22 protein-coding genes are annotated in these 21,454 nt (G+C 38.7%); 4 read left to right on the top strand and 18 right to left on the bottom strand.

Going from position 1 to position 21,454, the window contains the following annotated elements:
* Window positions 1–3: 3 nt before the first annotated feature.
* Together CWC02_RS14265 and CWC02_RS14260 are read right to left on the bottom strand one after the other, a co-directional pair.
* Entirely contained in the window at window positions 4–3,156 is a 3,153-nt protein-coding gene (locus tag CWC02_RS14265) for a M1 family aminopeptidase (protein ID WP_138618930.1), read from the bottom strand.
* Window positions 3,150–4,019 carry an ABC transporter ATP-binding protein gene (locus CWC02_RS14260; RefSeq protein ID WP_138618928.1) on the bottom strand — a complete coding sequence of 290 codons (870 nt, stop codon included), beginning with the start codon at window positions 4,017–4,019 and terminating at the stop codon, window positions 3,150–3,152. Before CWC02_RS14260 ends, CWC02_RS14265 begins: the two co-directional genes overlap by 7 nt.
* A gap of 780 nt (window positions 4,020–4,799) precedes the next feature.
* Here CWC02_RS14260 and CWC02_RS14255 point away from each other — a divergent pair.
* Window positions 4,800–5,834, top strand: coding sequence for a sensor histidine kinase (locus CWC02_RS14255; protein WP_249364112.1), 1,035 nt, complete (start codon window positions 4,800–4,802; stop codon window positions 5,832–5,834).
* Window positions 5,827–6,495, top strand: coding sequence for a LytR/AlgR family response regulator transcription factor (locus CWC02_RS14250; RefSeq protein WP_138618926.1), 669 nt, complete (start codon window positions 5,827–5,829; stop codon window positions 6,493–6,495). The genes CWC02_RS14255 and CWC02_RS14250 overlap by 8 nt, the downstream gene beginning before the upstream one ends.
* Here CWC02_RS14250 and CWC02_RS14245 read toward each other — a convergent pair.
* Genes CWC02_RS14245 through CWC02_RS14235 form a run of 3 tightly spaced genes read right to left on the bottom strand, consistent with a single transcriptional unit; the run spans window position 6,492 to window position 8,127 of the window.
* Window positions 6,492–7,091 carry an SGNH/GDSL hydrolase family protein gene (locus tag CWC02_RS14245; protein WP_138599233.1) on the bottom strand — a complete coding sequence of 200 codons (600 nt, stop codon included), beginning with the start codon at window positions 7,089–7,091 and terminating at the stop codon, window positions 6,492–6,494. The genes CWC02_RS14250 and CWC02_RS14245 overlap by 4 nt on opposite strands.
* On the bottom strand, window positions 7,091–7,615 hold the full coding sequence (locus CWC02_RS14240; protein ID WP_138618924.1) for a DsrE family protein: 525 nt from the start codon (window positions 7,613–7,615) through the stop codon (window positions 7,091–7,093). Before CWC02_RS14240 ends, CWC02_RS14245 begins: the two co-directional genes overlap by 1 nt.
* Window positions 7,616–7,662: 47 nt before the next feature.
* Window positions 7,663–8,127: a flavodoxin family protein gene (locus tag CWC02_RS14235; protein WP_138618922.1), complete on the bottom strand. Its 465-nt coding sequence runs from the start codon at window positions 8,125–8,127 to the stop codon at window positions 7,663–7,665.
* A gap of 76 nt (window positions 8,128–8,203) precedes the next feature.
* Between CWC02_RS14235 and soxR the strand changes: the two genes are divergently transcribed.
* A complete protein-coding gene (gene soxR / locus CWC02_RS14230; RefSeq protein ID WP_166338572.1) occupies window positions 8,204–8,659 on the top strand; it encodes a redox-sensitive transcriptional activator SoxR in 456 nt (151 codons plus the stop codon).
* A 57-nt stretch (window positions 8,660–8,716) separates the two neighbouring features.
* A complete protein-coding gene (locus CWC02_RS14225) occupies window positions 8,717–9,316 on the top strand; it encodes a hypothetical protein (RefSeq protein ID WP_228290567.1) in 600 nt (199 codons plus the stop codon).
* Between the two features lie 39 nt (window positions 9,317–9,355).
* Here CWC02_RS14225 and CWC02_RS14220 read toward each other — a convergent pair whose 3' ends face one another.
* The 13 genes from CWC02_RS14220 to CWC02_RS14160 all read right to left on the bottom strand — a co-directional run bounded on the left by CWC02_RS14220 (window position 9,356) and on the right by CWC02_RS14160 (window position 21,453).
* Window positions 9,356–10,522 carry a lipase family protein gene (locus tag CWC02_RS14220; RefSeq protein WP_138618920.1) on the bottom strand — a complete coding sequence of 389 codons (1,167 nt, stop codon included), beginning with the start codon at window positions 10,520–10,522 and terminating at the stop codon, window positions 9,356–9,358.
* A gap of 30 nt (window positions 10,523–10,552) precedes the next feature.
* Window positions 10,553–11,068, bottom strand: coding sequence for a DUF6795 domain-containing protein (locus CWC02_RS14215; RefSeq protein ID WP_138618918.1), 516 nt, complete (start codon window positions 11,066–11,068; stop codon window positions 10,553–10,555).
* 140 nt (window positions 11,069–11,208) lie between these two features.
* Window positions 11,209–11,922, bottom strand: coding sequence for a hypothetical protein (locus CWC02_RS14210; protein WP_138618916.1), 714 nt, complete (start codon window positions 11,920–11,922; stop codon window positions 11,209–11,211).
* 89 nt (window positions 11,923–12,011) lie between these two features.
* The gene (locus CWC02_RS14205; RefSeq protein ID WP_138618914.1) at window positions 12,012–12,278 is read right to left on the bottom strand and encodes a hypothetical protein; all 267 of its coding nucleotides are present in this window, start codon (window positions 12,276–12,278) and stop codon (window positions 12,012–12,014) included.
* A gap of 23 nt (window positions 12,279–12,301) precedes the next feature.
* Window positions 12,302–12,877: a hypothetical protein gene (locus CWC02_RS14200; protein WP_138618912.1), complete on the bottom strand. Its 576-nt coding sequence runs from the start codon at window positions 12,875–12,877 to the stop codon at window positions 12,302–12,304.
* A 1-nt stretch (window position 12,878) separates the two neighbouring features.
* Complete coding sequence (locus CWC02_RS14195) at window positions 12,879–13,637, bottom strand: TraB/GumN family protein (protein WP_138618910.1); 759 nt, start codon at window positions 13,635–13,637, stop codon at window positions 12,879–12,881.
* A gap of 128 nt (window positions 13,638–13,765) precedes the next feature.
* Entirely contained in the window at window positions 13,766–14,302 is a 537-nt protein-coding gene (locus CWC02_RS14190; RefSeq protein WP_138618908.1) for a hypothetical protein, read from the bottom strand.
* A gap of 161 nt (window positions 14,303–14,463) precedes the next feature.
* Complete coding sequence (locus CWC02_RS14185; protein WP_138618906.1) at window positions 14,464–14,724, bottom strand: hypothetical protein; 261 nt, start codon at window positions 14,722–14,724, stop codon at window positions 14,464–14,466.
* A complete protein-coding gene (locus CWC02_RS14180; protein WP_138618904.1) occupies window positions 14,721–18,950 on the bottom strand; it encodes an RHS repeat-associated core domain-containing protein in 4,230 nt (1,409 codons plus the stop codon). Before CWC02_RS14180 ends, CWC02_RS14185 begins: the two co-directional genes overlap by 4 nt.
* Window positions 18,950–19,792, bottom strand: a complete 843-nt coding sequence (locus CWC02_RS14175; protein WP_138618902.1) for a hypothetical protein — start codon at window positions 19,790–19,792, stop codon at window positions 18,950–18,952. The genes CWC02_RS14180 and CWC02_RS14175 overlap by 1 nt, the downstream gene beginning before the upstream one ends.
* A 2-nt stretch (window positions 19,793–19,794) precedes the next feature.
* Complete coding sequence (locus tag CWC02_RS14170) at window positions 19,795–20,784, bottom strand: hypothetical protein (RefSeq protein WP_138618900.1); 990 nt, start codon at window positions 20,782–20,784, stop codon at window positions 19,795–19,797.
* A 1-nt stretch (window position 20,785) separates the two neighbouring features.
* Window positions 20,786–21,076 carry a PAAR domain-containing protein gene (locus CWC02_RS14165; RefSeq protein ID WP_135926857.1) on the bottom strand — a complete coding sequence of 97 codons (291 nt, stop codon included), beginning with the start codon at window positions 21,074–21,076 and terminating at the stop codon, window positions 20,786–20,788.
* Between the two features lie 20 nt (window positions 21,077–21,096).
* On the bottom strand, window positions 21,097–21,453 hold the full coding sequence (locus CWC02_RS14160; protein WP_138618898.1) for a hypothetical protein: 357 nt from the start codon (window positions 21,451–21,453) through the stop codon (window positions 21,097–21,099).
* Window position 21,454: the final 1 nt, after the last annotated feature.

The raw sequence follows: 21,454 nt of genomic DNA, 5'->3' as shown, positions 1-21,454 counted from the left end.
TATTTATACTTCCAAAAAAAGCTTATTAATTAAGTCTTTCTCTTGTTCATTAAGTTGTTCTTGCAAAGCTCTAATAAAATCCATTGACGTTGCTGGTCGATTAGGAAATGCATATTTTTGCCATACTGATTTTAAAGCAGCCACAATCACAGCATCGCCAATTTCATTTCTAAGTTTTGCAAATACAAGAGTAGCTTTGGAATACTGATCGTAACTTTTTGATGAGTCTACCAACGCTTGCTTTGTCGAAATATCTAGCCGAGAAGCTTGTTGATATCGCAGAGTTTCATATTTGACTAATGCATCGACAGCCTTTTTTCCGTATCGTTTTTCAATCACCACAAGCTCTATATATTTAGCTAATGATTCAATCAAAAAAGCGCTATCTTCAGGAACACTATTGCCAATATCATGACCAAACCATTGATGAGCCGTTTCATGTACTGCACGGCGGTAGCGTTGATCAAAACCTGCGCCTTCACTTGGTTTAGCTCTAAAACCGACCTTATTATCAATCAACATGATTTCAGGTAATGCATACCCTGTCCCACCAAATCCTGTTGCGTCGATCAAACTGAGCTTTGAACCTTTGTACGCATTAAGATTATTATTAAACCAAAAAAGCGTGTCACTCATAGCTTGTAAGTTAACTTTTACGGCATCTTTATTAGCTTCTGTTGCACTTGATTTAGTAAAAACCTGTAACTTCACACCCTCATAAATTAACTCAGTTGCTGCAAATGGAAATGACAACCAAGCAGGTAAGTTGTTAATTGGCACTGTCGTCTGAAATTTAAAAACGGCTCTTTGCCCTTCAACAATATGCGCTATTTTCTTCCCCTGTGAAACGACCTGATAACCTACGGCGGTGGTAACTTTGCTTTTCATGGTGATACGTTCATAGTTATATGGTACTTGGTATGTTGCATTAAAAAGCTTTGAAGGCGGTGTTTTAACATAGAGTGGAAGCCCATAATCTAACCTTAACTGCTCGTCATCTAATTCATAGTTTCTTTGATACCCAAGCGTCGGTAATAGCGGAACTGAACGAATATAACTAAATTCAGGCGTTATGATTTGATGCCCTTGTGTAGGCCATAACTTGGCTTGCTTTACTACAAATTGCGTTTTAAGTTGCCTTGTTTCGAATGGCTGAAGTGCGGATTTAAACTCGTAAATAGCTTGGTTCATTGATGGATAAAATGCGACTTGCTCAGCTCCTTCTATTTTAATATCTGCCCATTGATAGAAGCCTGCACGACCTATCAATACCTGTTTTATTGGTTTTTTGTGAGGGTTAGTAAATGAGTAGGTTAAGTTAAATTGGGCTGACTGCTTATAAGGATAGAAATCTATTTCTGCATCGATATGACTCACTTTTGGCTGAGCTTTATGTTTCCAATCAGCAAACATTTTTTCATAATTTGCTTTAAATATTTCTCGTTTATAAGAGTTACTTAATGGCTTTTCTGAAATTAAATTAGTATGTAGCTGCCAAAATAAATTGATAGCCAAAACTGCAGATATTAACAGCCAAGCATCTTTATTTTTAAGTGCCCTACTGCCCATTCCTGTCCCGCGGTGATTAAAAGCCTGACTAACAAGCACAACACTAAGTAATAATACTAGCCACGCGCGGACATAAGGCCAGTAACTACTTAAACTTGCTCGATATCCCCAAAATTCATTAGCCGGCTGCAATGGTGTCCAAGCTACACTCCAAAACGTGTGTGTTAGCCCCAAATAAGTCATTACTGGGGTAAATTTAAGTAACAAAATGGCAAACACCACTAAAGAAGCAACAAGCTCTGAGCGCAATAAATTAAAAATACATACAAATATCGAAGCAATAATAGCTAGCGGCAGTCCCATTAAAGCTAAGGTATAAATAGCGTGATAAGCGTCAAGGTCACTGCCAATAAAAAGTTCAGCTAACGATGCACCAACAAAACCTATTAACGAAAAAACAAACACCAAACTCACTATTGCCAATAATTGGCTATGCAAAATCGAAGCAGTCTTAATAGGCGCTGCCGCAATTATCTCTGCTATTTTATAGTGCCTAGCATGACAACTAAGTTGCCAACTCCATAGAGCCATCAGTAAACAACCGAGCAATATATACATATCAAAGGCATATTGATTAACAGCATCAATGCTAGTTGCTTTAATAACACTCATTGGTTCTGCATACTGAGAAGAAGATGCAACACTATTGAACACTAACCCTAGCCATAAAAGTAACAGAATAAGAGTTATAGGTTGTTTTAATATATTTAAAATTGCAGCTTTATATAGCTCGAATAGAATCGAGCTTTGACGAAATGTAGGCTTTACCGTTTGAAATTGAGTGTAAGGCCTAAGGTCAGACTCAATACATTGTTGTTTGGGTTGCTTTGTCCTTGCATATACTTGGGGGTGCGAGCCAACAGCATGAGTAAAAATAACAATTGCTAGAGTAAAACAAATAAAGCGATTAGTATAAAAAGGCGTATTTTGCGACTCGCTAAAACTTGCTATTACCGTTGTATAAGCAAATGGGTCTAACCAAATAAATAGCTGATAAAACGTTTCGTTTAGTACGCTACTTCCTGCCAAAATTGGATTACCCGTTATACTCGCAGCGAACAAGTAAGCAATCCAAACACTTGCAAAAGCGGCGTAGCTAATCATTGAGCTTCGAAACCTTTGACAAAGCCAAAATGCCAAAGCAATAAGTAAAAAACAGTTTATGAGTAGAACAAAACCACTATAAAAAACTGTATAACCAAGTATTTGCCAACTAAATCCATTATTTTGAAAATGTACGTAACTCATAACCAACGTACTGCTTAATGAAACCATCATTAATAGACTTACAAAACCACCTATTCGAATATAGTTTTTTTGTTTTGAACTTACTGATGCAACAGCAATAATTTCGTCCATATGAAAGAGGTGGTCACGTAAGAAAATTGCTGGCGATAATGCTCCAACCAATAAAGCCAATTGCATCATGTGTAATGACACTAAATGCAATTGATAGTGCTGTAATGGGTCAACATTACTTGTTGCAAGCCCTGAAGAAAGTGAAAATGCAAAACTTGGCGCAATAAGCAAGCATACCCAAACTAATGGTTGACGAAAAAGATACTTTAACTCATTGATTATTAGCATAATTCACCTCTTCGAGATTTTAGTTCAAAGAAGTACTTATCTTGTAATGATTCTGCAGCCAAAACAGCCCCTGTAGTTGGGCGCTCTGCGGCATAAACTCGAAAGACGGGCTCACCATATCGATAACTTTGGCTCAGTACTAAAGCGTCTTTGGGCAGTGCGCGTGGCAAAGCTTTTAATACCCATACTTTACCTTTGAGTTGGTTTACTAAGGTATCGATATGGCCACTTTGGATCAGTTGACCACCTTTAATCATCGCCACAAAGTGACATTGGTTTTCTATGTCTTCCACAATGTGTGTTGAAAGCAAAATCAGTCGATTCTTACTCATTGAAACTAATAAGTTATTGAGACTCTCTCGCTCTGCCGGGTCAAGCCCAGCAGTAGGCTCATCTAAAATGATTAATTTAGGATCACCCAACAATGCTTGAGCAATACCAAAGCGTTGTTTCATTCCCCCAGAAAAGTGACTGACTCTTTTATTTGCATGCTGAGTTAAGTTTAATGCAGTAAGCAGGTCATCAATCTGTTGCTTTGTCTTTTTAGATTCAAGCCCTTTTAATATGGCGATGTGTTCAAGTAATGCTCTACATCCCATATGTGGGTAAACACCAAATTGTTGTGGTAGATAACCAAGTTGCTTACGTAACTTGTCAGGGTCTTTTAATATATCTAAGCCACTAAACTGTATACGGCCAGAATTAATAGTTTGCAGGCATGCAAGAGTTCTCATCAAACTAGACTTGCCAGCGCCATTTGGCCCCAGCAACCCTACCATGCCGCTGGGTAACTCAATGGTTATATCGTTAAGTGCTTGAGTTCCATCAGGGTATGTTTTCGAAATATGCTCAAGTGTTAGCATTTATTGGCTCCTTAATTAGCACAAATCTAGATTAAGGAATGGCAAAGCTCGCTGCTACGAAGTAATGATCAATGAGTCAAGTTTGATGATGAAAGCAAAAATTCTTATTTCGTCATCAAAAAAAGAACTTTCATCAAAATGTGGATGAATAAAGAAATAAAAACGTTAAGCTAAATCCATTATAACGCTTAAACAATGTATTACTCCCTCAGTTTCCACATTATTTAGAAATTAGGGTAATATATAAATGTTCGAAAAAACAACAGTGTACGTTGCAAAAATAAAAACTGAACGGAGTAGATTTTGCTGGCAGCTATTAGCTATCTATCATCACCTAAAAACACAAAAAACATGGTTGCTCTACTACCATTAATCGCTGCGATACTACTTGAAAGTCATGTTCGCTATCTTTCGCTGAGAATTGATTCACCCAGTACTTATCTAACAGTAAATTTACAGCTAATATTTGAGTGTATCCCTTTCTTAATCGCTCACTGGATGGCATCACAGCATTCTTCAAAGCAGGCTTCAATATGGTGGTTATCTGGGTTTATTGGTTACCCAATACTCATTTATCTGTTAAGCAACAGCTTGCCACTTTATGATAAATGGCACTACTTACAAGAGCAATGTTGGTTACTGTGCAGTCTAGCAAGTTTACTTTGGCTTTCATCCCAACGCTTTAAGAAGAACCAAAAATCCAAATTAACCAGTTGGATGAGCTCTTTGTTTACATTAAATAAAGTTGTTTTTGTTATATGTTTTGGCTGGGCCTTTGTCATGGCTGGCATACTCAACAGCCATAACGAACCTTTGCTAAATCAACCCTTTGCATTGATATTTGATACTCAAAAGCTACTTACAAACTATAATCAATTTATTTGGTATTTTTCTCAGCTTTTGGTCTACGCAATTATTGTACACGGCACTTTTTTATTTAATCGTTACATTTTAATACGTCAATTCTTAGCCAAGCATGGAGTGCTCATTTTTGTATCTGCATGCTTAATTAGCATGGTTGTTTTAACACCATTACTTGCCGCTATTGTGCTTACATTGCCTGTTAATGACTTACCTTCAAATGTTGCCAATCTAACTCCGGGAGGCAACCTAGACATTATCAATAAGTACAATTATCAGTTTATGTTTTTATTTTTAAGTATCTCTACACCCATTATCTTGGCGTTTGAACGCCAGCAGCACCACCATAAATTAGAAGAAATTGCCAAACAGCAAATAAAAACAGAACTAAAGCTACTGCAGCAGCAAATTAATCCGCACTTTTTATTTAATACTTTAAATAACTTATATGCACTTGCATTAACAAAATCAGAAAAGACACCTGAATTGGTATTACAGCTGGCTGACTTACTGAGATACACCGTCTATGAAGGGCAAAAACCATTTGTTCTACTCGAAAAAGAGCTAAATTACATTAAAAACTTTCTTGAACTTCACAAGATAAGGCATGCAAATAACTGTAGATTTAACCTAGCATGGCCTGAAACTAGTCACCCTCTTTATATAGCGCCACTGCTTCTTATTATTTTAATCGAAAACGCCATAAAGTACGGTGTTGAACACGCACAAGAAAACGCTGAAGTAACGATAAAACTATCCTTAAATGGCAACGCTTTAACGTTATATTGCGAAAATAGCATTCCTCGCAAAAACAATAATGATAATTCAGGCATGGGGCTAAACAATTTAAGGCGCCGTTTAGAGCTTCTATATCCAGAAAAACATACTTTATTGGTGCATAATCACAATGGACTTTGGCAAACCACCCTCTCTTTGGAACTATCAAATGATTAAAGCAATTATTGTTGATGATGAACCACTTGCTCATCAAGTAATTCTTCATCATTTAGAGTCGTATTCAGATATCAAAGTAGTTTCTCAGCATTTCAGCGCAAAAGATGCTTTGTACCAATTAGCAAAATCAACTATTGATGTCGTTTTTTTAGATATAAACATGCCAGAGTTGTCAGGGTTAGAACTCATTCAATCACTCGCTAACCCGCCTCAAATTATCATTGTGAGTGCTTATGAAGAATATGCACTCGCAGGTTACGAGCTAAATGTTACTGATTATTTACTCAAACCTGTATCTGCACAACGTTTACAGCAAGCAATAAATAAAGTCCGTGAACGTATTTCCCAAACGCCGAAAAGTAAAACAATCACCCTAAAAGTAGATCGCGAAAAACGCAAGCTTAGCTTAGATACAATTGAATACATTGAAGCGTATGGAAATTATGTAAAAGTGCACCAAGAAGACCAAACGATCCTCGCAACAACAACCCTAAAACAGATCTTAGAGCAGCTATTAGGCTCATTCACTCAAATCCATAAATCATACATAGTGAATAACAGCAAAGTCATAGCTGTTACGAACGAACATGTAGAGCTAGATACTGGTGATAAGATAAAAATTGGTAAATCATTTAAAGAACACAGCAAAGTATTACTTTAGAGACAACTTCTCAAGTGATCTACAAGTGTCTTATGCTGTGAGCTTGGCCAATGAACGCCTTCTGAAGAACATGGTGTTATTAATTCAAAGCAGTTAACGAAACAGCAGTTGTTGCTGTCAGCAACATTTTTAAACTCTTCCACTAACCGTTTTGCTTTTAGCTCTGCTCCTGCATAAATAGATTTATACGCGCCAACCTCATACACCGCTGGCGGGCTCAAAATTATTATTTTGGGTAATTCACGGTGCCGATAATAGTTTTTTATATCTAAAATAAGTGCTTCTAGTGCGTTGGCAATATCAACAACCGACAGCGCAAAACGGCGCTTTAAATCATTCGTGCCGAGCTGAATAACAATCACATCTAAATGATAAGCCGCTAGGTAAGGCTCTAGGTATTTAATGCCCAGTTTATCACCACTAAAAGGTGGGTCGTTCACCAGTGTACGATTGGGCTGGCCAGCTTCAATCACTTGGTAGCCGGCACCTAATTTAATACCCAGTAAACTAGGCCAGCGCTCATCGGCTGCAAAGCGTTTACCATCGACGGGCGAAATACCATAGGTGTTTGAATCACCAAAACATAAGATATTCATTAGAATGGATTCAGTGTGTAACCTTGCTGCTGCAACTGAGCATGCGCGGTCATTGCCGATAACGCCATTTGCACACCAGGAATAAGCTGTTGCTGTTTTACCTTCATGTGCGTTGCAGACTGTCCACACACATAAACAACGGTATTATGCGCTAACAATTGAGTGATCAATTGCTGATTTTTATTGTCACTGGCAAAGCGCTGTTTATAAAAACTGTTTTCCAGTACATCAACACTTGCGCCACCATGCACAACTAAAGCAAGTTGAATGTTCTCAGGCTTCACACCATGGGCTATATGCATATTAATAAACCGTGCTAATGAGTTCATTTTGTTATTCTGCGCCCCTTTTTCTGCCGCATCAGCTACATCAAATGCCACTTTGAAAACCGTTTGATCAGAGATTGGTGCATGGTTTGGCACATCATAATAAAAACCAAAACCTTTGATAGCAGGCTCAGCTTGCTCTGCATAACTAAACGAAGATAATAAGGCTAAAGATAAACCTAACAGTGTTGATTTCATAAAAGTTCCTGTTGTTTTTTACTCTAGCCTACCTTGTTTAAACCCGTTTAACTAGCATCAATATGTTGGTGCGCTTTAAAGGTCATGCCTAAGTAATTAAAGGTGTTTTTAAACATCTCGATAAACGCGTTAGGTGCCTGAGCAGCTCCTGCATTTGAGAGCAATGAAAACTGCTTTTCACGCAGTGTTCTCAGTTTTGGCCTGAGAGTTTCATCATCCATGTAATCAGTGATCCGGTCTAAAAATGCTTTAAACTGCGGTGTGGTGTTATACCAATACACTGGCGATGCCAGTACCCAGTGTTGATAATTCAACAGCGCTTCAAATACCGCATAAAAATCATCATTTTTATATTGCTTATCGTAGCAATAAGGCGAGATAACATAGTCATCTAGACATACCAGATCACCGCCATATTGGGCTTTATAATCATTAACTTGTAAGCTTGTGTTACCCGTTTTTCGTGCACTTGAATAAATAATTACCGTATTTGTTGTTGTTTTTTGTTGCATGACTATCACTCCTTTTTTATGATGTGTGCAGCGTAAAACCTCAAGCTAACTTTAGGTCAACACCTTGGAGCAAATTATGTCAGATAAAAAACTTATTGATGCAAACCTAGCGGTTGGCTTTGTGGCAAAACGCAGTGGCGTAAAAGTTTCGACCTTGCATTTTTATGAGTCAAAAGGGCTTATTCGCAGCTGGCGTAATAATGGTAACCAGCGCCGCTATAAACCCGATGTATTGCGCCGAATTGCCGTTATAAAAGCTGCGCAAACCATGGGCATAACTCTTGAAGACATTAAACAAACGTTAAGCACCCTACCCGAGCAACGCACACCCACTAAACAAGATTGGGCTGCCCTTTCTAAAGTCTGGCAAACGCAATTAGATGAACGCATTCAATACATGCAGCGATTGCGCGAGCGCGTTAACGGTTGCATTGGCTGCGGCTGTTTATCAATGGCTAAATGCCCAATCTACAATAAAGACGATTATTTAGGTGAAGATCACAGTGGCGCTGTGCTATTAGAAAGAGATTAAATACACAAATCAAATAGTTGTGAGATACTAAATCAAAATAGTAAAAGGAATTTAATAATGGATAAAGGAAATACCCCAAAGATCACTACCGCATTTAAAACCGTTGATAATAAAGAACTAAAAAGTACTGGTTTTTGGCTAAACCAATTATTCCTCGTTTTTTCAACTATTTTTGGGGTTTATCTTGCAGCCCAAAGTGGTTTAGAGCAAGCTTTAAAATTCGACTCATTCAGTAAAATGGAAGATAATTATTATCTTAGAACTTCTCTATATGATGAAGTTAAAGATAATGCTGAACATCTCAAAAAATTTGCTAACTTACTAGCAAAAAGCCCACCTAAGTCTGAACTTGAATATAACAAGCCAACCATCGAAAAGTATATTTGGCAGACCATGCAGTATTCACCCACAACCTTAGAAACACCCAGTGAGTTTTTAACTGAAATTCGTCGTTTTTACAGCAAAAGTCAATTTATTATTGATGCAGCAATCAGTAGAAAAATGTCGGCTAAACATGCTTCAAAGCAGTTAAATGAAGCAGTTGATATCATAAATAACAAGACGTTACCAAACTTAAAAAGCAGTGCATTAAAGCTACAAAGCGAGCTGAGTAAGAATGGAATACAAATAAGCTCATTAAAAGAAAACGAAAAATAATAAGAAATGGGCATGCTAACCAGCATGCCCTATTTGTTATTAATCTAAGCCATTTAGGCCATCTTTTGCGGCGCGATAAAGAGCACCAAGAGTCGAGTCAAAAGCCCACTTAATAACACTGTATGTTAGTTCTACGGCTTTGCTAACAACTTTGCCAGCAAACACCAACATATGACCAATAAGACCCAGTGTTTGTGCAGCAAATGAGGCTGATGCTTTCGCAATTTTATCTAAAGTTCGAGCAAGCATATCGTAAAATGTCAGGCCTGTTCCAATTGCTGCTTGTGCAGCAACAGCACTGTAATAACCAGCGTCTTTTAACAAAGTAACAAGCGCCGCACCTAATTTATCTGCCCAATGTGAATTGAATGATGCTTGATTACGATCTTCAAAGTTTAAGCGCACAGGTGTATTCAAATAATGATTTGCACGGATCGTCAGATTGCCCCAATCATTACTATTTGCGGTATTGATGTAGCCAGGTGTCCCACTGAGTTTGTGGGCAGCACCTTTTAAGCCTTGTCCGCTGTCTAAACGAATTTCTTGGCCCTGATAAGGAGCATGAGAAAATGGCCATAACGGCACTTTAGTGACAGGATCGGCACCATGAGTACAACGATAAATCTTATCGATTCTGCCTGTTGCGGCTCTTGAAAAGTTATCTAGACCAACACGAGGAGAGCCAAATGTATACAGCTTTACAGGTAACGAATATTCAGCTTTGATCCAATCTGCCGCTAACGTTGCAAGTGCGCCACCTAAGCTATGGCCAACTAAATGTACGCACCCTGTTACTTTGTCACGTATATTTGCTGTAACAAACTCTTGCAGTCCCGGCTTCATGGTGTAAAACGTTTTATTAAACCCCGCATGAACCATACTACCGTTTGAACCACCACTTAAACCGAAGTTTGCATCTGTTAAACCATCTCTTAAAGAGGCTGTTCCACGAATGGTGATAACAGAATCACCTTGAAACTCATTTTTTCCGTGTGCAACTAAACCAAAACCTGTACTTAAACCAAATAAATGAGAGAAAAAACCACCCGACACACCTTGTACAGCACTTGGATTAATTGAGAAATTAAAGCTATTTCGCAAAGAAGCGTGCAATGAGTGATTAAGTAAATTAGTTGTTTTAATACTTTTTGCTTTATAAGCAAGCTCAGCGAGTTGCACAGCTTGAGTAGGCGTCAAGGTATTCATATAAGTTCCCTTTGTATGAGATGTTTTAGGTTAAAGTTTACATGATGTATAAATCGCAAAAGTATGGCTTGTATCTTCTTCGATAGGAATATCGTATGTTTCTGGCTCTTTAGAAATATCGCATTCTAAATCAGCAAGTAATCGTTTGAGGGTTTGACTATTTTCATGCAGTGACACAAGTGTATACCACAATACTATTCCCTCTGGCGTGCCATTTTCTAAATAAATGTGCTGTACCAATGAATCATTATCGAACATGTTAGCTGGTTTACTGGTTTTAATTGTTTTTTCTGAAAACGTAAAATAGCCCTGTTCATCAGTTACTGTTTCGTCGATATATTCGTCACCGTAAGTAAGTGAACGCATCACTTTGGTATTTGCAACAGGCTTCCCATCATCAAATAGCTGCCCTTTAACAGGGGCAGACAAAATAAAATCACTTTTATTAAAAAAACCAAACATATTCGCAAATACCTGTGTCGTAGTGAATAAAACAAATAATGTAGCAATTAATATAGCTAACAGCCTAGCCCTTGATGAGAACACACCAAGCCTCCTTGCAATGCAATTTATGGCAACAAAAACCTTATTATGCTGATTTATACATTATTCATTTACGCAGAATAAAAACAACAAAACAGGTACAAATAATAACTAAAAAACAACCTCCCTTGCAAGGTTAAAAATCAAACTTCAGAAGTAAAAAATATTACACGTATAATTTTTACGATAATGGCCACCCCAACTCCCATTGATAATATATATGCATAGAAAAAAGCAATCGCTCCGCCAGAGGGGTCATTTATTTTATTAATTTCCATATACATAGAGCAAAAAATAAAAAATATGGCGATATTTATAAACAAGCCAATAATAAAACTGCCATCAACGAGTGGTGATATACCGATTAACACTGCCGCAAGTATCAAAAAAGTACCAGATAATGCTGGCTTTAATTGAAAGCGAAACTCGAGTACCTTAAGTAAAAATATAAAAACCATTAAACCTAAATAGTAAAATGAAGGCCAAAATAGCTGATAAAACGGCTCAACTTGCTGATCAGCATCAGCAATTGTTGGCTGAACTTCTGGTGAGCCTGTAAATAATGAAATTAACCAATATATAACGCCAAAAATAAGCAGCCACGACGTCAAAAAACGCAAAGTTAGGATGAGATCCAATGGCCTTTTGCCCTTTGATTCTAAAGTTTTAGCAAGTGTTAAACCTAATAGTGTGACGCCAGTTAACATCCCAACTGCGAACCAAAACTGCTCCATGTAAAAATAAGCAACACTTGGCGTGATACCCAAAAGACCAAAGTTAAATAGCATGACAGTCGGATCTTGCGAGTCTTCATTAAGATCAACTTCTTTTGCAAACAACGCAAAGTAAACAAACAATGGCTGTAACAGCAGCATTAAAATGCACGCATTCATTAATGACATAAACCATCCTTGTACTTTGTTTACCTAAACTAAGATTTTGTAGCTTACTGATTAATTCGTTGAAAATAAGGCTTAAGCTTTAAAAGCCCTGACTCAAGTTCAAACTTTTGAATATTTGGATTGGTAGATTTAAGTCCATTGACAAAATGGCTGTGGATCATCGTTGCCATCCCCTCAAACCCCGCTGGCGCACTAGCTAGCAAGTCTTTTAATAAGGGTTGAATAAGAACCTGATGTTCTTCGATTAAGTCCGGTTTGTTATAAACATCGTTGACTAGTTGAGTGAGTGTTTGTTGATGTTGTTGTTCCATACTGTTTTATAGCTCCCTGTTATTTAATTTGTTATGGCGCTTTGTGCAGCAAGTGCAAGTAACTCTGCGGCGCGTTCTTTGTGATAGGTAATCTTCGTGTTTTCATAAACATACTGGGCATGTTCATTCATTGCAGCCCACTTCTGTTGGGCCTTATATAAATATGCCAACTCCAAGTGTGCAGCAGTTATTAAAGAGTTCGGCCGATCGATATCTAACTTGATAAGCTCTTTATAAACTGACATGGCATAATTTATATCTTGTTCCACAAACGTACCTGTCCTGTATAACCATGCAAGTATCGAGTATGCTCGGGGTTCTTTTTCTCCCATTCTTTTTTTGGCTTCAGCAATCAAACGAGAGCCATTTCCTGTATGCATACTTAATGTTACTAAGGAATCCCAGTGTCCCAGCTCAATCGCTTTCTCACACCAAAGCTCTAGTTTTTCGGGAGCATTAATCAAACTTTTATGGCACTGCTCTGCGGCTACTTTTCCCGTTAAGTTAGGATCATTAATATCTATTGAGTTATCCCACCTTGGGCCAGCAGCATAAAGGAGAGGCGAAAATATACACAGTAAAAAAAGAATTCTGAACATACTATTTCTCAAGCAGCATTTTTTCGGGAAGATGTACGGTATAAGAAGGAAAAGGAGAGGGTATGAAAGACCCCTTTCTTGAAAAGTAAACTTTTCTTAGAGATTCATCAGCATTAGACTGGCCTTCACAAACACCATTATTATAACAGGCTACTCCACCAATATACTCTATAAGACTAATGCTACTAACATTTAACCTTAGCATTATTGAATCGATACCAATATGTTTATTACCTGCATTAAATGCATGATATCGATGCATAAATGCAACAATCCGAGTATTTTGATTTCGTTTTAATTCGGCATTAAAAATATTCGCCCACATTTGATTTCTTTGGATATGAGAATCCATACAGGTACTGTTATCAGCTTGTTCCCAGTTACAGCGTCCATCTATTTCATCCATCATTTCAGCTGACATATCTAATGGAACAATTTTCATCCCTAATGAGTTGGCCGCTCTCACTAATTCACTGTAGCCAGTACTCGCAGCATTATTCCAGTTCCAGTCTTCCTGGAAATGTTTCTTTATGGCATCAAACCCCTTTCCAGTACGCTGATAGAACTCGATTTTATCTTTAATGTATAAAGGCAGCATTTCCATTGCAAAGTGAGTAAAGCCTGCAGTTTTTAGTTGTTTGAGTGCCTTAATTGCCTCATATTTATACGATAGTGGATTGTGACTAGACTCTGCAATTATCACCAAACGGGCATTTCCTGCCATTGTTTTATAGTTAACATCCGTGTTTATTTCACTCATAGTATTTCCCTATCCATTAATTAAAGCTCTTCAGTGAGCTCTTTGTTATCAAACAATAAATTAGTTCCATCACTCCTTTCGGGTGACTTAGTTATGTTTATTACAGCTAGCATCAATCCAGCCGCTGGCTATTCCCCCACCTCTAAACGGTGACACTCAAGTGGAGAAAAATCTGTATTTTCAATCTTAATTGAACAATTCATATTAACTACATTCTGACTCAACAAAGAGAGTTCTAAATCAAATGTCAGAGTTTGTGAATTAACATTCAGATTGTAAACATCTAAAAATGTTAACTTTTTAAAATCATGTGTCACTTTTAACGCTTCATCATACACGTTACAAATATGCTTTCGTTTGATAAGCGCATTACTACCCGCTTCTAAAATCTCTAGTCTTAAACAAGGGAACTCGCTATCAGGATGAAACTTAAGCCAACGAAACAAATTGTCATTGACCCTTTCAACATTCATCTCAATAACATCAAGGCTGACATACGTTTTGTCATCATTACTTAAAGCGTCGGTACAAAGAAAAGTAAAAATCAAACAAACACTAATAAGTAGCCGTTTCATCATAAACCTAAAACGTCCATATTTTTTAAGTACGATGCTAAAATATAAATTTAAAATAGCCATCAATGTTGTTATTGATGCCCTGGTCAAGAATGACCCTTTGACTCTTTAATGGTAATTCTTTATGTCAACCAAACTGGCTTGAAATTTTTAGCTACTGCTACAAAACACAGTGTTCATTTTTTCTCTATAAGAACCTAGTTTTAATTCAATTAATTGCAAAAATAAGGAGTTTTAGTATTTTTACTCCTTCAGTTGTTTTTTGCAGGTGGACCATTTGAAGTTACCACCGGTGAAATTTCACGTCCTGCATATAAAGAGGGCTCTTTTTTAAATTTCTTAATTAACTTCTCAAGTTCTGTTTGATTATCATGTACTAAAGAAATCTCATCAGAATTCAGCCTAATAGAAACCCCGGACTCAAGCGGCCCTCCCGACAGATATGTTACATACCAAACATTGTCATAGACATATAAACTATAAGAATAAGGTTTTTGAAATACTACACTCATATTTTTTCCTTAGCATTTTTAGTGGAGTTAACTGCTTCAACAATACTCAATTCTTTATATGAGCCTTCAGGGACTGCATCTATGACAGCTTCATCATGGCCTGTTGGTAATTTTCCTCCAGGTAGCCACAGTTCATTAGCTCCATCTTCTCGACCTGTTGGAATGCGAACGTTATGTTTGTTGGGATCCAATATTTCTATGATAACCATTTCATTTTTTTGCCAGTCACCTGCAGGAATACCAAGCTCTGCTTCTATTAATGTCATGTCACCATTGCTTCGAACAAGAATATCATCCATCTGAGTTTTAGTCATAACAAATTGCCCATCAGGGCGACCAACCACACTGCGTCCGAATTCATCTAACGCCCACTTAGGAGTAAAATATGCAGCTCCTTCAGTAAATTTTGCTTCGTGAGCGTCAATATATGATTGAGGTAAATAATCTGAAACATCCGGTCGTAGTTTGTTTTCTAATGTGCGAACATATTTCATTAATTGATACGACGTGGCAGCTTCTGAACTATTTGCAAAATGCCCTTTAGTATTTTTCTGAAACGTATTCCATGTATTTTCTTTACAACTAAGTCCAAACGGATCCACCCAATTCACTGGATTCGGCGCATATTGGTAATGGTTTATGCCGCCTACTAAGCCTATCGGGTCTTGGTTTATAAAGCGTTGTTGCTTGGGGCTGTAATAGCGGTAGCGGTTGTAGTGTAGGCCGCTTTCTTCATCAAAATATTGCCCTTGAAAACGTATTGGCTGAGTGAAGCTGTTTTCTTCATTAAAGTCAGTATTAGCTTCTGGTTCTTCATAGCCGTACACATCAGCATGGTTTTGCCATACAACTTCTGCATTGTTGTTTGTAACAAAACGTGGGGTGTTTAGTTGGTCTAGGTGGTAGTAATACAGCTCACCTTGTTTAATCAGTGCGACCGGATGAAATTGATTGGGTAGGTTGATGTACCAGGTATACTCGCCGTGCTGGTATTCTCCTATTAGTTGGTCGTTATCCCAAATATAATCAATCTTGCCATGCTCAGTCAGCTTAGCAATACGACGACCTAGTGGGTCATAGTCGTAATGTGTTAGCGTGCCATTGTTGTTAAAGCTGCTTAATTGGTTGAATGCATTGTATTCACGGTGCGTTTTTATGCCTTTGCCCGTTTCGCGTACTTGGTTACCACAGTCATCGTATTCAAAATCGCTATCGCCAAAATGCGTTAACCTGTCGGCATCGACTTGGCTATGTGTAACAGCATCATTAGCTTCTTGTTTATTGACTGCTTCATCATGCTGCACTTGAGTTTGGCTAATCGGGTTACCAAAGCTGTCCCACTGAAATTGTTTGGCGGTTTCTGGCGCTTGTGTATCCGACTTTGCATCAGCTAGATTTTGCTGAATTAACTGGCCAAGGCTATTGTATTCAAACTGTGTATTTTGGCAGCTAATGCCTTGTTCTTCACGCGCAATAAGTTGATTAACCGCATCATATTGATAATCACAGCTATCAAATAATGTGTGCTCTGGATGCGATAGTTGCTGCTGCGTTAAACGCCCAAAAACATCAAACGCCTGATTAAGGATAACCTGATTACCGAAACGCTGAGTTTTGATATTATTTTGGCTGTCGTAGCCAAGCTCGACGAGTTTTGCTAACTCACCATCCGCTCGCTTTACCTGTATAGCACTTAACTGACCAAAGCTATTGTAGTTGTAATAAAGGATTGTTGAGTCTGGCAAGATAAGAAACTGTCGTCTGCCATAGTCATCGTAGCTATATGCGAGTTTATGGGTTTGAGACTGGTTGTGAATTTGCTCAACATTGAGTAGTCGTCCGCCTTTATCAAACGACTGTTTAATCGTTGATTGCTCATTATGAGCACGCGCTATTTTACCCTCTGGCGTATAACTGTAATGGTTAGCGTTATTAACTATGTGTTTATTGGTGGCTAGACTTGCGTGCTGCGAAATAACGCGGCCTAGCTTATCACGCTTAATATTTACATGGCGTTTGTCGCTTTGCGTGACAGCCTCTAAACGATTACATGCGTCGTACTTAAATTGCTGCTCAGTACCATCAAAGCCCGTGATTTGTATTGGGTTTTCGTTTGCATCGTAATTGATACGATAAATATGGCCGTCACTACGCTCGATTGCAGTTAAATTTCGCTCTTTATCATACGTTAAATGCAGTGCACTGCCATCTGGCTGGATCACGCAATGGGGTTGGCTTAGACCCTCAAAGTGCTGCTCTGTGGTATCACCATTACCGTTTTTCGAACTAACTAATCGACCAGCATCATCATAAGTAAAAAGCTGTTGTTGTTTGTTATCAGGGTTACTTTGCTCAAACGCGGTTGTTTCAACTAGCTGCCCTTGCTCATTATATTTATATTGAGTAAGCAGACCGGCTTGGTTAATGGTTGCATTTATACGACCGAGGTTATCGTAGCTATAACGGATGAGCTCATCATTGTGCTGCTTTGCAAGTAGCTCACCTTGTTCATTCCATGTGTATTTTAATACATGACCGTTTGGCGTGATATGTTGGGTCAAATTACCTTGTTTGTCGTAACTGTAAAGTGCTATTCGCCCATCTGCTTGGGTTTCACTTTGTAATAACCCTGAGGCACTGTATTGGCGTTTAATCTTCTCGCCATTTGGCAAAATAACAACGACTTGTTGACCAAGTTGGTTATAACCAAATTGAGTGCGGTTACCATCAGCTTGGGTGACTGATTCAAGTTGGCCGTATTCAGTATAGGTATAAAGCGTTTGATGACCTAAGGCGTCTGTTTGCGCTACTTTTTGCCCTAGCGAATTGTAATCATAGCGTGTGATATTACCGTTGGCATCAGTGTGTTCAATCAGCTTACCTTGCTCATTGTGCACAAAGTGCTCTTGGTTGCCGCGTGAATCTATACTGGTTGTTTTATTGCCATGATACTCGAACTGATAGCAATAGGTGTTGTCATCACCCCACTGTTTAATACATTTGGCATCATAACCATATGAGTCCCACTCAAAGTGATGACTAAAACCGCTTGCTCTAGTTCGCTTTATTAATAAATTTGCAGCGTTATACTCATAACGCTCTTGTTCAGCAAACTGGTTTGTTGCCGCCACTAAGTTTGACTGTTCATCATACTCATAACTGGCTAACGGCTGATCTAAAAGAACTAATTTCCCTTGTTCATTAGTACGATAAGCGTGCACCGTTTTGAGCAAACCGTGCTTATTATATTTCAGTACACAGCCGCGTACTTTGTTTACTTCAATACGTTGTAAACGCTCCATCGAATCATAATAAAAACGGGTGCTTTGACCTTTTTCATTGATGATTTTTTCGAGCAACCATGCTGATGCACCCGGCATAAACGTCAGGTGTTTATCATCTGGTGTTACTAATACTTGCTTGCCATTTTCTTTATAATGAAGCACCAAGTTACTACTTAGCTGATAACTCGATTGCCCCGGCTTCACTTTTTCAAACTTATGAGTCGCACCATGTTCGTCGTGATACTCGAGCCAGTAGGTGCCCTTTTTCTTTGGGCCCACTTTCGGCGGTGGTAGGTAATGCTCGGTTAATTGCACTAAATAATCGTGACGCCAGCCATTACCCAGTATTGTTTTTTGATTACAGTGAGACGAACGATATAACCGACGCCACGTTAAAGGCCTATTTGCGGCTAATGAGAAGTCAGTTAAAGGAAGAATTTCTTCGCCTGTTAGCATCGAAACCGGGTCTGAACGGCATTCTTGTTCTGTTATAGGCGTTTCACTTGCGGTTGTGTTACTAGCACTGCCCTTATTGCTAGCAGGAGCTTGTGTTGCTTTTTTGGCATTACTTGGCACAGCCGAAGACGCTGAACTGCTACTTTGCGATGAGCGAGTATTATCACTGACTTGAATGGTGCTTTTTACTTGCTGCTGGTAGCACGTAATGGCACCTGAGGTTAAGGCTTTTATCAAAGCCGATGCAGTTTCGCGCGCTGTTGCTTGCCTTGGACAATTAATACCAGCAACATTTAACAATTGAATAAGATCTAATCGTTTAGCAGCATCGCCACTTAATACCGCACCAACCTCAGCTACAAATTTGTAGGCACTATCCGGCGTATTCGTTGCGACAGCAATAAAACCACTGGGGGCTGGCTGTTTAGCTAACACGAGGCAGATGGGATAACGTGTTCCCTGTAACACAACTGCTTTACTATCCATTAGTTGCACATTTCCTTACTTATCCATAAGTATGACGCGACGGCTTGGTACTTGTTGTACTCTTGCGAAATTATTAACGCCTGCCCAAAACGCTCAGCATAAAGGGCGCTATTGGTCAGGCTTGCGAGGTTTACAACCCCTTCTATTGCTCCCATTTTGCCTAATTTATAATTAGGAAGTTGGAACATCGTTTGTTCATTAATTTTTTTACTTAAAACAGGTAAATAACTTACCCAATCATCACTTTCTAGGCCATTTCCTGGGGCAAACACTAAATCTATTTTTTGATCATTTAGCGATAAAATACGTTCAAGCTCTGCATGTATAGGCTGATGCTTTGCTATATCTACAGAAGAACACATGCTCGTAGATTGCAGCGCCCAGCCTACCTGAGTAAATTCAACACATGCCTTACAAGCCGCAATACCCAAATATTCAAAGCCGTTATGCTTTGAGGCTTTAAACACACCATCAATTGCTACCACATCAAAAGCACTAAAATTTTGCTCTTTAGCTAATGCGATCGCACTGTGCATAGCGTTTGCGCCTTCAAAAATCATCTGTTCGACAGCAATGTCATAACGCTGCTGAAGGCTGTTTATAAATAGTGTTTTATGATCAGTTTGAAAAGGCAGTGCCGGTAATAACCAAATTAACGGTTGCTGCACGTCTGACTCTTTCAATACTGACTTTGCTTTTACAATACAGTCATAAATAAAGGCATCAAATGAATGCCAGTTTTGCACTTGCTCATGACCCGAGCTCCCCTCTAGTACTAATACTTCTGGGGCTACTTCATAAGGTGTATCAAACTGCTGTATTGAAATTTTAAATGCACTCAATGCTAACTCGCTTGACTATTTCGACAGTCATATTTAAGCGCATTTAAAATTGTAATCACCTGCCAACTAAAAAAATCAACACCTTGCAGGCTTGCAACACTAACAGGTCTATTCATCGCAAAGCCATAAACCAGGGTTTGATCATTAAATTTGATCTTTTGCTCTGGCCAACTCAATGCAAATTGGCGCTGAAAATCAACAGCGGCTTGCTTACAATCGTCAGCCTGAATTTGAGTATCAAATGCAACTAATTCATCGAGCTGACTACCTAAGCAGCGTTTAATACCAGCAACAAGATTCTTGGCCGACCTCACTTCGGTCAACAGCGCAACAGCCATAGGGACATATTTTGTTGCCCGAGTTTGCAATAGCACCGCAATAGCTTGCTCTCGAGTAAACTGCTGGCTCACATAGTTGCAAACAAAATTCATCCTTTGTGGGTCTAACAATAATAGGTACACAGACATTAACGGTGAATTAATCATCGCAGCCTTTTCAAATGCGTTTACTGTTTCTTGCATTTCAGGCATATCTGGCAGCTGTTTTACAGCACGTTTTATCGCTTTATAAATAATCGCCTGTGTCTCTGATTTACCGTACACATTTGCCCAATTCAAAAGATCGCTATTGGCTGGCCCACTTATTGTTAAGCTTTTCTGCAAAAGCTTATGTTTTAAAAGTGTAAACTCATGTCGGTTTAATAACCCCAAAAACCTCTGCTTTTGAGAGCTCGACATTAATTGCAGCGCAACCAAGCATGCTTCTGCAACGTCATCTAATGACGTTTCTTGCTGTTTTAACGTCTCGAGCTCTTCAATAATGCACTGCACCATTTCAAACTGTACATTGCTAGCGCTCTGAGATGCTTGTACTTTTAAAATTAACTGCTGACGAACTTGAGCAATAAACCCAATGCTATAAAAAGCACTTTGCTGCATCATATTTAAATTTAAAAGAGCTGCTTTATGCTCATTTAGAATGAGTGATAACACCTTATCCACCAATTAAAACTGTTGGGTTACCTAAAACAATTTTACCGCCATGAGAAGTACTGTCTCCCATTCTAGCCGCAGGTTTCCCATTTATTTTAACTGTGCCAGAACCGCTATTAATGCTATCTGGTGGGCCAACACATACAAGCATGTCGCCTTTTCTTGCGGCAGGCATATTACCAATCAACACATTGGCCGAACCCACTACAATTGGCCCTCCAACATGAGGTACTGTACCTGTTACTTTTGGGCAAACATGCATGTGCCCTAACGTTGAAGCGGGTTTTCCCATATTCCTTTCCTTGTTATTAGCTATTCGTTTAAAGGAATAACTTGTAACTTATTTGTGCTCACGAGTTTTGCCAACTCTTGCGCTATTTCTGCATACGAGAGATCGTTTATTATTGAGCTTGTTTGTGTTGCGTATTGGTAAATATGCGACAACACATTGCTACTATTGAGTACAGGGTGAAGGTTTATAAAAAATTGCTCAGCAAAATAACCATCTAGGCCCTTAAAATAATCTATTGGCAAGTTTAAAAACGGATCATCTGGGCGATTTACACAAAGACACACCAAATGAGGAAGCCCATAACGGCAATAAACGGTAAAGCCATTACTTGCTGCGCCATGCACGACACCTGGTTGAAACGTATTAAGTAATTCCATG

The organism is Pseudoalteromonas sp. S2721, assembly GCF_005887425.1.
GTDB lineage: Bacteria > Pseudomonadota > Gammaproteobacteria > Enterobacterales > Alteromonadaceae > Pseudoalteromonas > Pseudoalteromonas simplex.
This window is presented reverse-complemented; position numbering and strand designations above follow the sequence as displayed.

Coding starts and splice junctions, on each gene's coding strand:
- CWC02_RS14265 (WP_138618930.1), bottom strand. CDS start 3,156: ATGCTAATAATCAATGAGTTAAAGTATCTTTTTCGTCAACCATTAGTT.
- CWC02_RS14260 (WP_138618928.1), bottom strand. CDS start 4,019: ATGCTAACACTTGAGCATATTTCGAAAACATACCCTGATGGAACTCAA.
- CWC02_RS14255 (WP_249364112.1), top strand. CDS start 4,800: ATGGCTGGCATACTCAACAGCCATAACGAACCTTTGCTAAATCAACCC.
- CWC02_RS14250 (WP_138618926.1), top strand. CDS start 5,827: ATGATTAAAGCAATTATTGTTGATGATGAACCACTTGCTCATCAAGTA.
- CWC02_RS14245 (WP_138599233.1), bottom strand. CDS start 7,091: ATGAATATCTTATGTTTTGGTGATTCAAACACCTATGGTATTTCGCCC.
- CWC02_RS14240 (WP_138618924.1), bottom strand. CDS start 7,615: ATGAAATCAACACTGTTAGGTTTATCTTTAGCCTTATTATCTTCGTTT.
- CWC02_RS14235 (WP_138618922.1), bottom strand. CDS start 8,127: ATGCAACAAAAAACAACAACAAATACGGTAATTATTTATTCAAGTGCA.
- soxR (WP_166338572.1), top strand. CDS start 8,204: ATGTCAGATAAAAAACTTATTGATGCAAACCTAGCGGTTGGCTTTGTG.
- CWC02_RS14225 (WP_228290567.1), top strand. CDS start 8,717: ATGGATAAAGGAAATACCCCAAAGATCACTACCGCATTTAAAACCGTT.
- CWC02_RS14220 (WP_138618920.1), bottom strand. CDS start 10,522: ATGAATACCTTGACGCCTACTCAAGCTGTGCAACTCGCTGAGCTTGCT.
- CWC02_RS14205 (WP_138618914.1), bottom strand. CDS start 12,278: ATGGAACAACAACATCAACAAACACTCACTCAACTAGTCAACGATGTT.
- CWC02_RS14200 (WP_138618912.1), bottom strand. CDS start 12,877: ATGTTCAGAATTCTTTTTTTACTGTGTATATTTTCGCCTCTCCTTTAT.
- CWC02_RS14195 (WP_138618910.1), bottom strand. CDS start 13,637: ATGAGTGAAATAAACACGGATGTTAACTATAAAACAATGGCAGGAAAT.
- CWC02_RS14185 (WP_138618906.1), bottom strand. CDS start 14,724: ATGAGTGTAGTATTTCAAAAACCTTATTCTTATAGTTTATATGTCTAT.
- CWC02_RS14180 (WP_138618904.1), bottom strand. CDS start 18,950: ATGGATAGTAAAGCAGTTGTGTTACAGGGAACACGTTATCCCATCTGC.
- CWC02_RS14165 (WP_135926857.1), bottom strand. CDS start 21,076: ATGGGAAAACCCGCTTCAACGTTAGGGCACATGCATGTTTGCCCAAAA.
- CWC02_RS14160 (WP_138618898.1), bottom strand. CDS start 21,453: ATGGAATTACTTAATACGTTTCAACCAGGTGTCGTGCATGGCGCAGCA.